Genomic DNA, 13,683 nt, shown 5'->3' with positions numbered 1-13,683 from the left:
CGGGCACTCTTCGGGCACACCACAGGCGGGATCCAGCGGTTCGTGGACCCCGGTGAAGGTGGGTGGAAGCGTCAGGTGGTCACGGTGGGCAACTGGACGTCGACCCGTAGACCGCCGTACTCGGCGGGCCGGGCCGCGATGATGCCGTCGTGCGCCTGCGTGATCGAACGGGCGATGGCGAGACCCAGGCCGGCCCCGCCGCCCTGCGAGGTCCGGTCCCGGGCGAGCCGACGGAACGGCTCGAACAGGCCGGCCACCGCCTCGGCCGGCACGGGCTGACCGGTGTTGACCACGGACAACGCGGGTACGCCGCCCACCACGACGGTCAGCGAGCCGCCCGACCGGTTGTACTTGATCCCGTTCTCCACCAGGTTGGTGACCAGGCGCTCCAGCAACACCCGCTCGCCGACCACCACCCGCGGTTCGAGGTGGGTCTCGACAGCGACCCCCGCCTCCCGGGCGCGGTCCAGGTAACCGGACAGCACCGCCTCGACGATCGCGTCCAACCGCTGCGGTATCCGCGACCGGAGGCCCTGGTCACTCTCACTGAGCGCGAGCAGGCCCTCGATCAGGCGCTCGTTGCGCTCGTTGGTCTCCAGCAACTGGCTGGTCAGCAACTCCAACTGCTCGCCGCTGAGCGCCCTGGCCATGCCGACCTCGATGAGCGTCCGCTGCACGGCGAGGGGGGTCCGCAGCTCGTGCGAGGCGTTCGCGGCGAATCGCCGCTGCCCCTCGTACCCGGCGGAGACGCGTTCCATCATTCCGTCGATCGCCCGGGACAGCCGGGCCAACTCGTCGCGACCCCGGGGCCGGATCCGGTGACCGAGGTTCTGCGGGCCGAGCTGCCCGATCGGCCCGGCCAGGTCGACGACCGGGCGCAGGCACCACACCGCCCCGAACCAGAGCGCCACGAGCGCGGCAAGTGTGACCAGCAGAATGGCCGCCAGGGGCAGCATGAACGCCCCCGGCCGCACGTCGCGGCACACCGCCGACAACCCGGGCAGGGGCAGGTCGCAGAACTGCTGCCCCCACCTCCAGGCGAACCCGGCCACGAGCTTGCCCATCGTCGGCAGCACCGGCCCGGCCAGCAGCGCCAGCAGGCCCACCAGCAGCACCCGACGTCGGGGCGTCCAGCTCACGCCGTACCGCCGATGCGGTAGCCGGCCTTCGGCACGGTGTGAATGATCGCGGGATCGCCGAGCTTCTTCCGCAGGGTCATCACGGTGACCCGTACGGCATTGGTGAACGGGTCGGCGAACTCGTCCCAGGCCTGCTCCAACAACTCCTCCGCGCTGACCACCTGGCCGTCCGCGCGCAACAGCACGTGCAGCACCGCGAACTCCTTCGGGCTCAACGCGAGCGGGCGACCGTCCCGGGTCGCCACGTGCCGACCCACGTCAAGCACCAGACCATCCTGGGCGAGCACCGGTGGCAGCGCCGGCGTGGACCGACGCCCGAGGGCCTGCACCCGCGCCACCAACTCGGCGAAGGCGAACGGCTTGGTCAGATAGTCGTCCGCGCCGAGGCCGAGGCCCTCCACCCGGTCGCGGATGCCAGCCGCAGCGGTGAGCAGCAGCACCCGGGTGCCGACCTCGGAGTGGGCGATGCTGCGGCACACCTCGTCGCCGGTGTGCCCCGGCATGTCCCGGTCCAGCACCGCCACGTCGTACCGGTTCACCCCGACCCGCTCCAGCGCGCCGACACCGTCGTAACAGACGTCGACGGCCATCGACAGGCGGCGCAACCCTTCGGCCACCGTGTCCGCCAACAACCGTTCGTCGTCTGCCACCAGCACCCGCACGTCTTCCGCTCCCCCGAGGTCCGCTTGCCCGGCATACCGTCGCAGGCCCGGGTTAAGGGTTCTGTAAGCACCCGCCGCAGCCATCCTCCACGCGAGCGTCCACTGGGCAAACCATCCCCAGCCAGGCCCCGCCGCATTCCGTCCCGTCTCACCCCTCCCGCGCTCCCCGTCCCCAACAACCACGAGTCAAACCCAACCCCAGTGACCCAAGCCACAAACCCAACGAAACCCGCCGCCCCGCCCCGCCAACGCCCCGCCCCGCCCCGCCCCGCCCCGCCGATCTTGCACTTGGTGTTGTCGAAACATCCCCAAGGCGGCCTTTGTCACGACAGAAAGTGCAAGATCGGCGGTGTGCCGGGCGGTGTTGGGCGGTGTCGTGGGGCGCGATTAGGAGAGGGCGGCGCGGATTACGGCTTTGATGTGTTCGGGGCGGCGGTAGAGGTCACGGTCGGTGAAGTAGCGCATCCGCCATCCTGCGGCGGCCAGCCAGTTGATCCGCTCGCGGTCACACCTCAGTCGATCGCGGTTCAGGTGCGACAGACCGTCGTACTCGATGCCGATCCGGCGTTCGCGGTAGCCCAGATCGAGCCGGTACAGAGGAATGCCGTGGCTATCGGCCACCCATAGTTGTGGCTCCGGTGGGGGCAGCCCTCCGTCGATCAAAATCAGTCGCAACTGGCTCTCTTGTCGACACTCTGCACGAGCGTCCGCCAGCGGTATGAGTTGCCGAGCTTGGCGGACTCCACGCAGTGCACTGTGGGCCGCAACCTCGGCCAGCAGGTCATCCTGGGTGACCAAGCCCGACCGGAGCGCAGCGTCGAGCACCGGGAGTGCGTTGACCCGCCGGACGGCGCGAGCAAGGTCGACTGCGCAGCGAGCGGCCGGTACGCAGGGCAGGCCTTCAACGAAAACCGGCCGAGCGGGCAGGACCGTCCGGTGAACGACCACCCCGGGCAGACGGGGCTTCGGCAACTCGGCGGGCAACTGGATGTGGATCAGATCGTCACGCAGCACCCCGAAGCCGTACCGGCGTGCGGCACTCTGCCTCGCCAACATCGCTCCATCGGGTAGCCGGAGCATTAGGGCACGCAGTTCGTCATCGTCATCGCAGGGCTTGTCGGCGTAGACCCCTCTGCGCACGCGCAGCAGTTCCTCACGGTCGAGCCGAGTCCGCACTCGTCCAATGGTGAGCTGCCGCATCAGCGCGTCGGTACGCCACAACTGGGTAGCCATGGCATGAGGCTGACGAGCCGGAAACCCCCAACGCTGCCCCGCAATGACCACCTGTGGAAAACCAACCCCCCTGTGGACAACTCCCGTCGCGCTGTAAACAGTGCTAGTGACGCCCCGGCCCCGGCCCCGGCCCCGGCCCCGGCCCCGGCCCCGGCCCCGGCCCCGGCCCCGGCCCCGGCCCCGGCGATCTTGCACTTCCTGTTGACGATATGTCCGTTAGACGTCATAAATAACAACAGAAAATGCAAGATCGCGGAGGGCGGACGCGGGGACGCGGGGACGCGGGGACGGCGCGACGCCGGCACGGCCCGAAGTTAGTCGCAGGCTATGCCGTCGCCGTCTCGGTCGAGGTCGTAGATGTCGTTGCCGATCACTCTGATGGGCCCGCTGACGTAGGCGGGGCCGTTGCCACTGCCGCCCGCACAGTCGACGTCACTGGCGATCGGGACGCAGCCGCTGTAGTTCGGGTCGCAGTTGGAGGACTTCGGCTTTTTGGTGCCGACGGCGACGACCTGGGTCACCGGCTGCTTCGTCACGGTGGACTTGACCAGCTTCTTGGCCGTTCGCACGCCGTCGGTGGTGGTCACCTCGTAGGTCAGGGTGCGGACACCGTTCACCCCCTTGGTGCGGACGACCCGCTTACCCTCGGCCAGCGACGAGTCCTTGACGGTGCGCTCGGCGTACCGGACGGTGGCCCGTTCGGTCACGGTCGTCACCTGCACCACGGGCGCGGCTGCCTCGGACGGGGGCGCAGACGGGGGCGTCGACAGAGGCACCGACGAAGGCGCCGACAAGGGCACCGACGAAGGCTCGGCACCCGCCGACTCCGCGCCGGGTGCCGCCAGGATCGGCTGCTGCGCCTCTTCGGCTGCGGTGCCGGTCCTGGTCGGGTTCGGCTCGCCGGTCAACGCGCCGACGACGGCAGCGCCGGTGCAGCAAAGCAGCAGGATCGACAGGGTCACCGAGCCGAGGATCACGGCGGCCCGGCCGGCGGGAGTGGTTCGGCGGAACCAGTTCGGTCGGGGTGCCTGGCCGATCGGTTGCGGATACGGCGGCCCCGGGTTCTGTGGTGGTTGCATCGTCACGGCGATGAGTGTCGTCGCAAACACAGCGTGCAATATCCACCGTCACGCTCGTCACCTGCGCCTTTCGCCGCTCGGAGGGGATCCTTTCGCTGCGCCCGAAGGATCGGTGGGCGCGGTTGCGGACGACGAGTCGACAGTCGCGGTGACCCTCCAGGCCGGCGGGGCAGGCCGAGAGTGCGGGGACCAGCACCCCCATAAGCCGCAGATCCCCGCGCACCGGGTCGACGAGCGTTCGAAGGTCCACCAGCGACGACGGAACTGTCGCGATGCCGTCAGCGAGGCAGGCTCACCGCTCCTCCAGGCCCCACGGCGACCCGTAGGCGTTCAGCAGGTCGAGGAAGGGCATCGGGGGTAGCGCCTCCGGCCCGAGCACCCCGACACCGGCCCATGTGCCGGTGGCGAGCAACTCCAGCGCGACGACCGGGTTGACTGCGGTCTGCCAGACCACCGCCTGGTGCCCGTACTCCCGCATCGACCACTCGTTGTCGACCACGTGGTACAGGTAGACCTCGCGGGGCTGCCCGTCGGGGCCGAGGCCGCGTACCCAGGTGCCGGCGCAGGTCTTGCCGCGCATCCGGGCACCGAGCGTGGCCGGGTCGGGCAGGCTCGCGGCCACCACGTCCCGCGGGGAGACCTCCACGCCGCGTACCCGGACCGGGGAGACCGCGTCCAGGCCGAGCTTGTGCAGTGTCTTGAGCACCTCGATGAACTCGTCACCGAGGCCGTACTTGAAGGTGACCCGCCGGGCCTGCACCCAACGCGGAATGAGCAGCACTTCTTCGTGCTCGACGTTGACGCACTCGACCGGCCCGATTCCCTCCGGGAAGTGGAAGACCTCGGGCTCGGAGAACGGTTCGGTGGTGAACCAGCCCCGGTCCTTCTCCCAGATGACCGGCGGGTTGAGGCATTCCTCGATGGTCGTCCAGATGGAGAACGAGGGCGCGAAGTCGTACCCGTCGACGGTGAGGTTCGCCCCGTCCCGCACACCGATCTCGTCGATCTCACTGAACAGCTCGTCGGCCGCGTACCTGGCGAACACGTCGGAGAGGCCGGGCTCGACCCCGATGCCGCACAGTGCCAGCCGACCGGCCGCCGACCAGGAGTCGGCCAGGGCGAACTGTTCGTCGCCGAGCTTCACCCCCGTCTCGGCGCGCGACAGGGACATCGCCATGTCCAGGTAGTCCGCACCGGCCGCGAACGCGCCGTTGAAGATCGGCATGACGAACCGCGGGTCGACGGCGTTGAGCACGTGCGTGATCCGGTGCTCCCGGCACAGCGCGGTGACCGCGTCGGCCGAGGCGGCGTCCACCTGGGCGGCGACGAACCGGTCACCGTGCCCGGCGGCCGCGCGTTCGGCGCGAACGGGGTCGTGGTCGGCGACCACGATGGTCTCGAAGAAGGTCCGTCGGGCGGCGATGGCTACGGCGGCGGAGCCGACGCCACCGGCGCCGACGAGGAGGACACGCATCAGGAATCAAACCCCAAACCGAGACGATCGAGAGTACGGAGTCAGAGGTCGCGCCGGCCCTCACGCGCGTGGGCGAGGGCCGGTGACCGGCGGGTGAGATCGATGCAGGCTGGCGCGGCGAGCCCGTCGACCGCGCAGCGAGCTGAGCCCCACGAGCAGCAACGCGACCGCGAACATCGCGGTGCCGACCACGTTGACCTGCGGCGGAATGCCACGCTGGGCGGCACCCCAGACGTACATCGGGAACGTGACGGTGGTGCCGGCGTTGAAGTTCGTGATGATGAAATCGTCGAAGCTCAGCGAGAAGGCCAGCAACGCGGCGGCCACGATGCCGGGCAGCACCAGCGGCAGGGTGATTCGCCGGAACGTCTGCCACTCGTTGGCGTAGAGGTCCATGGCGGCCTCCTCGAGCCGCCGGTCCATCCCGGCGAGCCGGGCCTTCACGGTCACCACCACGAACGACACGCAGAACATCACGTGCGCGATCACGACGGTCCAGAAACCCTGCGGTACGCCCGCCGACACGAACAGGGCCAGCAACGACGTACCCATCACCAACTCGGGGGTGGCCATCGGCAGGAAGATCAGCAGGTTGACCCCGGACCGGCCCCGGAAGCGGTGCCGGACCAGCGCGAACGCCATCAGGGTGCCGAGCACGGTGGCGACCACCGTGGCGAGGAACCCGATCTGCACGCTGCGGACCACCGCGTCGCACATGTCCGAGGTGGCGCAGGGCTGCCGCCAGTTGTCCAGCGTGAACTCGTCGAAGTCGTACGACAGCCGACTCGACGGCCGGTTGAACGACAGCCCGGCCACCACCAGGATCGGCAGCGCCAGGTAGCCGAGCACCAGCAACGCCACGATCATCACCCAGCGGTCCGCCAACCAGCGCGACAGCCTCATCAGAGCCGCCTTCCATTCGCGACTGCGGGGCTCCGCTGCGCTGCACTCCTCGCGCTCATCAGAGGACCTCCTCCGTGCCGGCCCTGCGCAGATACGCGAACACCACCGCGAGGATCGCCGCCATCAGCAGGAACGACAGCGCCGCGCCCTGCGGGTAGTCCAGTCGGACCAGGAACGCCGAGTCGATGACGTTTCCGATCATGTATTCGTTCGGGGTGCCGAGCAGCTCGGCGTTGATGTAGTCGCCGCTGGCGGGGATGAAGAACAGCAGCGTGCCGGCGACCAGACCGGGCATCGACAGTGGCAGCGTCACCCGACGAAACGCCTGCACCGGGCTCGCGTACAGGTCGGTGGCCGCCTCCAGCAACCGGGGGTCCAACCGCTCCAGGCTGGCGTACAGCGGCAGGACCAGGAACGGCAGGAAGTTGTACGTCAGCCCCAGTACCACCGCGAACGGGGTGGCCAACAGCCGGCCGTCCGCAGCGAGCAGGTGCACGTCCCGCAGCAGACCGACGAGCGCACCGTTGTCCGACAGGATCGTCTTCCACGCCAACGTGCGGACCAGGAAACTGGTGAACATCGGCGCGACGACGCACACCAGCAGCAGGTTCTTCAAGCGGCCGGCCTTCTGCGCGATCGCGTACGCCAGCGGGTAGCCCAGCAGCAGCGCCAGCACCAGGGCCAGCCCGGCGTAGCCGAACGAACGCAGGAACTGCGGCCAGTACGCCTGCACCACGTCCGGGTAGTTGCCGACCGCCCAGGTCATCGCGTACCCGGTGGCGAGCGAGCCGCTGGGGTCGTACAGGCTGGCCGCCGCCAACTGCGCCAGCGGCACACCGAAGAAGACGAGCAGCCAGGCCGCACCCGGCAACAACAGGAGGTACGGCAGGAGGCGGCGTCGCCCGGACCGGGCTGCCGGTGGCGCGGACGGCAGGTGCCCCGACCCGCTGGGGGCCAGGAGGGTCACGACGACGCACCCACCGGCTCGTCGAGCACCGGTGTCGTCCGGTCGGCGTCGGCGGCGTCGCGGGGCAGCAGGAAGGCGTGCCGCGGATCCCAGTACGCCGCGGCCTCACTGCCGACCGCCACCCGCGACGACGTGCCACTGTTGGCGGCGAAGACCGACACCTCGGTACCCCAGCCGGTGCGCAGCAGGTACTGGGTGCTGACCCCCACGTAGGAGGCGTCGGTGACCACCCCGGTGACGTGTTGGTGTCCTTGGGGCACCTGGTCGGCGGAGCCGACCAGCATCAGCTTCTCCGGGCGTACCCCCAGGTGCACCGGGCCGCTCTCGGCCCGTGCGCGGCCCGCGGGCACCGAGAAGCGCGAACCGTGCGCCGTCACCGCGACATCGCCACCGTCGACGCCGGTGGCCTCGCCGGCGAGCAGGTTGGACTGGCCGAGGAAGTTCGCCACGAAGGCGGTGGCGGGATACTCGTAGATGTCGGCCGGAGCGCCGAGTTGCTCGATCCGGCCGGCGTTCATCACCGCGACGGTGTCGGCCATGGTCATGGCCTCCTCCTGGTCGTGGGTGACGTGCACGAAGGTGATGCCGACCTCGGTCTGGATGCGCTTCAGCTCGATCTGCATCTGTCGGCGCAGCTTGAGGTCGAGTGCGCCAAGCGGTTCGTCGAGCAGCAGCACCTGCGGCCGGTTGATCAGCGCGCGGGCAAGCGCGACCCGCTGTTGCTGACCGCCGGAGAGCTGGGCGGGGCGGCGGCCACCGTAGCCCTCGAGCTGCACGAGAGACAGCATCCGGGTGACCTCGTCGTCGACCGAGCGGATGCCCCGTCGACGCAGCCCGAAGGCGACGTTCTCGAAGATGTTGAGGTGCGGGAAGAGCGCGTAGCTCTGGAAGACGGTGTTGACCGGTCGCTTGTACGGCCGCAGCCGGCCGATGTCCCGGTCACCGAGCAGCACCCGGCCGCTTGTCGGCTCCTCCAGGCCGGCGATCATCCGCAACGTGGTGGTCTTGCCGCAGCCGGACGCGCCGAGCAGCGCGAAGAACGAGCCCTGCTCGATGGTGAGGCTCAGGTCGTCGACGGCGGTGAAGACGCCGAACCGTTTGGTGAGGTCGGCCAGGCGCAGGTCGCCGGAGGGTGTCTCGCGCGCCATCCTCATCACGCCCCGATGACCTGTTGGAACTTGCCCTCGTACTCCCTCTCCTGCTTCTCGTCGAGGGCCATGAACACTTTCGACTTCGAGAGCAGCGCCTCGTCCGGGAAGATCAGCGGGTTGCCGGCCAACTCCGGGTCGATCTTCTCCATCTCGGCCTGGGCGCCCTTGACCGGGCAGATGTAGTTGACGTACGCGGCGAGCTTCGCCGCGACCGCCGGCTCGTAGTAGTAGTTGATCAGCGCTTCGGCGTTGCCCCGGTGGGTGGCCTTGTTAGGGACCATCATGTTGTCGCTGTAGAGCATCACGCCCGAGTCAGGTGCGACGAACTGCACCTTCTCGTCCTCAGTGGCCAGTTGGATGATGTCGCCGGACCAGCCGATGCACGCGGCGATGTCGCCCTTTGCCAGGTCGGGCGCGTAGTCGTTGCCGGTGAACTTACGGATCTGCCCCGAGTCGACGGCCTTCTTGAGCTTGTTGAGGGCGTCGTCGAACTGGGCGGGAGTGAAGTTGGCCGGGTCGTGTCCGTTCGACCCGAGCAGCAGACCCATCGTGTCGCGCATCTCGCTGAGCGCGGTCACCTTGCCCTTGAGGTCGGGGCGGGTGAGCAGTTCGTCGACGGTGCGCAGTTCCCTCGTGACGTTGCCGTTGTACGCCAGCCCGGCGAGGCCGGACTGCCACGGGATGGAGATCCGGTTTTCGGTGTCGAAGGGGCGCTTGAGCAGCGACGGAAGCAGGTTGGCCTGCACGTTCGGAATCTTTGCCGGGTCGAGCTTCTGGATCCAGCCGAGCCGGATCATCCGGGCGGCCATCCAGTCGGTCAGCACGATGATGTCCCGGTCGGTGCTCTGGCAGGCGGCGAGTTGGTTCTGCACCTTGCCGAAGAACTCGTTGTTGTCGTTGATGTCCTCGGTGTAGGTCACCTGGATGCCGGTCTTCGTGATGAACTCGTCGAGGCTCGGCCGCCGGGACTCGTCCTTGTCGTCCACGTCCATGTACTGAGGCCAGTTGGAGAAGGCAAGCTTCTTCTCGGTGCCGGAGAGGTCCTCGCTGACGCAGCCAGCTTCGGTCTGTTGCGCGCCCTTGGTGCCGCAGCCCACGAGGCTGCCGCCCATGGTGAGCAGTGCGGCCGAACCGAGAGTGCCGGTGAGCAGTCCACGCCGGGAGAGGGGCCGGAGGGGAGTACGCATGACGACTCCTAGGGGTCATCGTCGGCGGGCGGGACGGGGGGTGGCACGCCGGCGGGAATGTCGGGAGGGTCAAGTGCCATGGACGACTGATCCTGACATGAGGTGACTTCCCTTACAAGGGATTCCGTTGTGGGAATAGCGATAGACGACGAAATACGCCAGACTGCGCGGGGAAACCCGCGCGACATCATGATTCGGGACATGGGAGCAGGCAATGACGAACCGGCAGCACGAGAACAGCAACGGCGGTCGACGCGTCGCTGTCCGTGAAGGCGCCAATCACGCTCTGCTGGATGACGTGGCCAAGCAGATCATCGAGCAGCTCCAAGAGGACGGCCGCCGTCCCTACGCGACGATCGGCAAGGCGGTGGGGCTGTCCGAGGCGGCGGTTCGCCAGCGGGTGCAACGACTGCTCGACTCCGGCGTGATGCAGATCGTCGCGGTGACCGATCCGCTCCAACTCGGCTTCAACCGGCAGGCAATGATCGGCCTCCGCACCGACGGTGACCTGGAGGCGGTAGCGGACCGGCTGGCCGAGTTGGACGAGGTCGACTACGTGGTGATCACCGCCGGGTCGTTCGACCTGCTCACCGAGGTGGTCTGCCGCAACGACGACCACCTGCTGGAGATTCTGCAACGGCTGCGCGCGGTGCCCGGAGTGATCTCCACCGAGGCGTTCGTCTACCTCAAGCTGCGCAAGCAGACCTACACCTGGGGTACGGCCTGACCCTGCTCGTCGCGCCCGGCCTTCACGCCTGATCCACTCGGCTTGCAGGAAGTCGGGGTGTCCGCACCGCCCTGATACCCCGTTTTCCCTGAACCCGAGTGGATCAGCGGCCTTCCACGCGAACCGCGTCGACGAACGATGCCCAGGCGGTCGGCGCGAAGGTCAGGGTGCCGCCGTCGCGGTCCTTGCTGTCGCGCACCAGCACCCGACCGGGCAGGTTGTCGGCCACTTCGACGCAGTCACCCCCGTTGTTACTGCTGCGGGTCGCGGTGCGCCAGCAGGCGTCGGTCATGTCCATGTCGTGGCCACTTCCCTGATCAGCTCGATCGATCGTCGTCGCGGGAACGCCTCGCCGGCGACACTCTCCCACCTGCGTCCCAGGCTAGCGACGTCGACGGGATCGGTCACGACCTGACCGCGGAGCTGATTGTCGAGATACGCCAGTTCGGTCCCGTCGGGCAGCCGACCCAGGACAAAGGGTCCGGCCAGCCCGGTGTGCCACGGACTCTCGGCCGGAATGACCCGGACCTGCACATGCTCCCACTCGGCCACCTCGGCGAGGTGGGCCAGTTGGCCGGCCATCACGGCGTGGTCGCCGACCGGCCGGCGCAGCACTACCTCGTCGATCACCGCCACGAGCTGCGGTGGGGCATCGCGGCACAGGACCGCCTGCCGGTCGAGGCGGCTCGCCACAATCTCGTCCACCTCGGACGGTGCAACCAGCCCACCGGTGCCCAGGATCGCCCGGGCGTACCCCTCGGTCTGGAGCAAACCCGGCACCAGCAGCGGCTGATAGGACCGGAGTGAGGTCGCATCCTGTTCCAGCTCGGCCCACGGACGGAACCACGGCAGGTCGCGGCGGCGGAACGGCTCAGGCCAGAGATCTGCCGCCTCCCGGCGCAGCACCTGAGCCACCGCCACCCGGGTACGCGGATGCGGGATGCGCCCAGCAGCGAGCCAGCGCGCCGCCGTCTTCGGGTCGACGCCCACTTTCGCGGCCAACGACTCAACCGTCTCCCCCGCCTCGGCCATCGCCACCCGCAACGCCTCGTTCGCCACCAGACCCCTCCCGCCGCTTCCCCGTGCCGCAGCCCTCCGCCCAGCACACGCTGCGACGTCGCTCGATGCACGTTGCGGCGGACGATAGTCACGCTGGGTGTCGATGTCTGCGCTCTACCGGCGTGTTGCGGTGTGACGTGTTGTCGCGCATTCCGGACGCCCCCAGGCGTCCCCGAAGTGCCCCACCGGCGTCCCAAGGCCGCACCTTCCCCGACCGCCGGCCACCCTCCCGACCCCGCCTCCCCGGCGGCATCAACCACGCCCGGACACCGCGATTTCGGTGAACGAAGTGGATCGAGCAGGCGGTCGAGGAAGGCGCTACCACCGGCAGGCCCTTTGGAGTTGATGTCGCAGACGATTCGGCGAGCGGCAGGGCGAACACAGGGGGGCAAGTGGCACCGAGCCAGGCGGCGCCACCCCGACCGGCGGCCGTGATGTCGTAAACGATTCAGCTCCAAAGGCAGCGAGCAGCAAACTTCCGACCCCTGCCGACCGTCAATCACGCATTTCGCAGCAGTACGAATTCCGTTGCCACCGTGACAACTACGCGCTGATTCCGTCGCCAAATGACCGTTATGCCGCCGATAACACTTGCCCTTGAGGCCGCGGCTGTGCGATAACCGTTGGCAGAGCGGCCGGCCTCACCCCTGGACCGGCCCGACGACCGATGGGGCTGACATGGCCAACGCCACCGACCACCTCTGGATGCATTTCACCCGGATGGCGAGTTACTCCGCCGGTGAGGTGCCGACCATCGTGCGCGGCGAGGGGGCGTACGTGTGGGACGCGCAGGGGCGCCGCTACCTGGACGGGCTCGCCGGCCTCTTCGTGGTGAACGCCGGCCACGGCCGCACCGAACTGGCCGAGGCTGCCGCCAAGCAGGCGGGCGAACTCGCCTACTTCCCGCTCTGGTCGTACGCGCACCCGAAGGCTGTCGAGCTGGCCGAGAGGATCGCGACGCTCACCCCGGGCGACCTCAACCGGGTCTTCTTCACCACGGGAGGCTCCGAGGCGGTCGAGGCGGCGTGGAAGCTTGCCCGCGCCTACTTCAAGCGCACCGGGAAACCCAACAAGTACAAGGTGATCAGCCGGTACATCGCCTACCACGGCACCTCCATGGGCGCCCTGTCGATCACCGGGCTGCCGGGCATCAAGAGCGACTTCGAACCACTGGTGCCCGGCGCGATCAAGGTGCCGAACACGAACTTCTACCGGGCGCCCGAACACGGCGACGACCCCGAGGCGTTCGGCCGCTGGGCCGCCGACGAGATCGGTCGGGCCATCGAACGGGAAGGGCCCGACACGGTCGCCGCGGTCTTCCTCGAGCCCGTGCAGAACTCCGGTGGGTGCTTCCCACCGCCGCCCGGCTACTTCGAGCGGGTACGGCAGATCTGCGACGCGTACGACGTGCTGCTCGTCTCGGACGAGGTGATCTGTTCGTGGGGCCGGCTGGGCGAGTACTTCGGCGCGGTCCGCTACGGCTACCAGCCGGACATCATCACCACCGCCAAGGGCATCACCTCGGGGTACGCCCCACTCGGCGCGATGATCGCCAGCGACCGACTGATGGAACCGTTCCTCACCGAGACCGGCATGTTCGCCCACGGGGTCACCTTCGGCGGGCACCCGGTCTCCTGCGCGGTGGCCCTGGCCAACCTGGAGGTCTTCGCTCGAGAGGACCTCGTCGGGCACGTACGCGCCAACGAGGATGCCTTCCGCGCGACCCTGGAGAAGCTCCACGACCTGCCGATCGTCGGCGACGTCCGCGGCGACGGCTACTTCTACGGCATCGAACTGGTCAAGGACAAGACCACCCGGGAGACCTTCGACGAGGCCGAGTCGGAGCGCCTGCTGCGTGGCTTCCTCTCCACCGCCCTGTTCCAGGCGGGCCTCTACTGCAGGGCCGACGACCGAGGTGACCCCGTCATCCAGTTGGCCCCGCCCCTGATCGCCGAGCAGCAGCACTTCGACGAGATCGAGCAGATCCTCCGCACGGTCCTGACCAAAGCCTGGACCAAGCTCTAACCCCCACCCCACCCCCCACCCCCACCCCCACCCCCGCCCCCGCCCCCGCCCCCGCCCCCGACGATGTTGATCAAGAG

Annotated in this window: 13 protein-coding genes; 2 read left to right on the top strand and 11 right to left on the bottom strand. The window is 68.8% G+C overall.

The annotated features are described in order from the left end of the window. Positions 1-71: 71 nt before the first annotated feature. The 9 genes from AB0C15_RS18290 to AB0C15_RS18250 form a co-directional block, all read right to left on the bottom strand. Entirely contained in the window at positions 72-1,139 is a 1,068-nt protein-coding gene (locus tag AB0C15_RS18290; RefSeq protein WP_357353334.1) for an ATP-binding protein, read from the bottom strand. Next, the gene (locus AB0C15_RS18285) at positions 1,136-1,801 is read right to left on the bottom strand and encodes a response regulator transcription factor (RefSeq protein WP_357353332.1); all 666 of its coding nucleotides are present in this window, start codon (positions 1,799-1,801) and stop codon (positions 1,136-1,138) included. The genes AB0C15_RS18290 and AB0C15_RS18285 overlap by 4 nt, the downstream gene beginning before the upstream one ends. Positions 1,802-2,188: 387 nt before the next feature. After that, positions 2,189-3,034, bottom strand: coding sequence for a hypothetical protein (locus AB0C15_RS18280; protein WP_357353330.1), 846 nt, complete (start codon positions 3,032-3,034; stop codon positions 2,189-2,191). Positions 3,035-3,348: 314 nt separating this feature from the next. Then, positions 3,349-4,113 (bottom strand): G5 domain-containing protein, encoded by a 765-nt coding sequence (locus AB0C15_RS18275; RefSeq protein ID WP_357353620.1) that lies wholly within the window; start codon positions 4,111-4,113, stop codon positions 3,349-3,351. Between the two features lie 292 nt (positions 4,114-4,405). After that, positions 4,406-5,587: a saccharopine dehydrogenase C-terminal domain-containing protein gene (locus tag AB0C15_RS18270; RefSeq protein ID WP_357353328.1), complete on the bottom strand. Its 1,182-nt coding sequence runs from the start codon at positions 5,585-5,587 to the stop codon at positions 4,406-4,408. A gap of 60 nt (positions 5,588-5,647) precedes the next feature. Further along, entirely contained in the window at positions 5,648-6,490 is an 843-nt protein-coding gene (locus AB0C15_RS18265; protein WP_357353326.1) for an ABC transporter permease, read from the bottom strand. A gap of 58 nt (positions 6,491-6,548) precedes the next feature. Then, complete coding sequence (locus tag AB0C15_RS18260) at positions 6,549-7,457, bottom strand: ABC transporter permease (protein ID WP_357353324.1); 909 nt, start codon at positions 7,455-7,457, stop codon at positions 6,549-6,551. After that, entirely contained in the window at positions 7,454-8,611 is a 1,158-nt protein-coding gene (locus tag AB0C15_RS18255; RefSeq protein ID WP_357353322.1) for an ABC transporter ATP-binding protein, read from the bottom strand. Before AB0C15_RS18255 ends, AB0C15_RS18260 begins: the two co-directional genes overlap by 4 nt. Further along, the gene (locus AB0C15_RS18250) at positions 8,611-9,795 is read right to left on the bottom strand and encodes a spermidine/putrescine ABC transporter substrate-binding protein (protein WP_357353320.1); all 1,185 of its coding nucleotides are present in this window, start codon (positions 9,793-9,795) and stop codon (positions 8,611-8,613) included. The genes AB0C15_RS18255 and AB0C15_RS18250 overlap by 1 nt, the downstream gene beginning before the upstream one ends. A gap of 214 nt (positions 9,796-10,009) precedes the next feature. Between AB0C15_RS18250 and AB0C15_RS18245 the strand changes: the two genes are divergently transcribed. Then, on the top strand, positions 10,010-10,522 hold the full coding sequence (locus AB0C15_RS18245; protein WP_357259076.1) for an Lrp/AsnC family transcriptional regulator: 513 nt from the start codon (positions 10,010-10,012) through the stop codon (positions 10,520-10,522). 103 nt (positions 10,523-10,625) lie between these two features. Here AB0C15_RS18245 and AB0C15_RS18240 read toward each other — a convergent pair whose 3' ends face one another. Together AB0C15_RS18240 and AB0C15_RS18235 are read right to left on the bottom strand one after the other, a co-directional pair. Further along, on the bottom strand, positions 10,626-10,820 hold the full coding sequence (locus AB0C15_RS18240) for a DUF397 domain-containing protein (protein WP_357353318.1): 195 nt from the start codon (positions 10,818-10,820) through the stop codon (positions 10,626-10,628). Next, positions 10,811-11,554 (bottom strand): Scr1 family TA system antitoxin-like transcriptional regulator, encoded by a 744-nt coding sequence (locus AB0C15_RS18235; protein WP_357353618.1) that lies wholly within the window; start codon positions 11,552-11,554, stop codon positions 10,811-10,813. Before AB0C15_RS18235 ends, AB0C15_RS18240 begins: the two co-directional genes overlap by 10 nt. A gap of 705 nt (positions 11,555-12,259) precedes the next feature. On the opposite strand from AB0C15_RS18235, the gene AB0C15_RS18230 reads away from it, so the two are divergent. Further along, entirely contained in the window at positions 12,260-13,606 is a 1,347-nt protein-coding gene (locus AB0C15_RS18230) for an aspartate aminotransferase family protein (protein ID WP_357353316.1), read from the top strand. Positions 13,607-13,683: the final 77 nt, after the last annotated feature.

The sequence above is a fragment of the Micromonospora sp. NPDC048835 genome, from assembly GCF_040649995.1.
Taxonomy (GTDB): Bacteria; Actinomycetota; Actinomycetes; order Mycobacteriales; family Micromonosporaceae; genus Micromonospora.
This window is presented reverse-complemented; position numbering and strand designations above follow the sequence as displayed.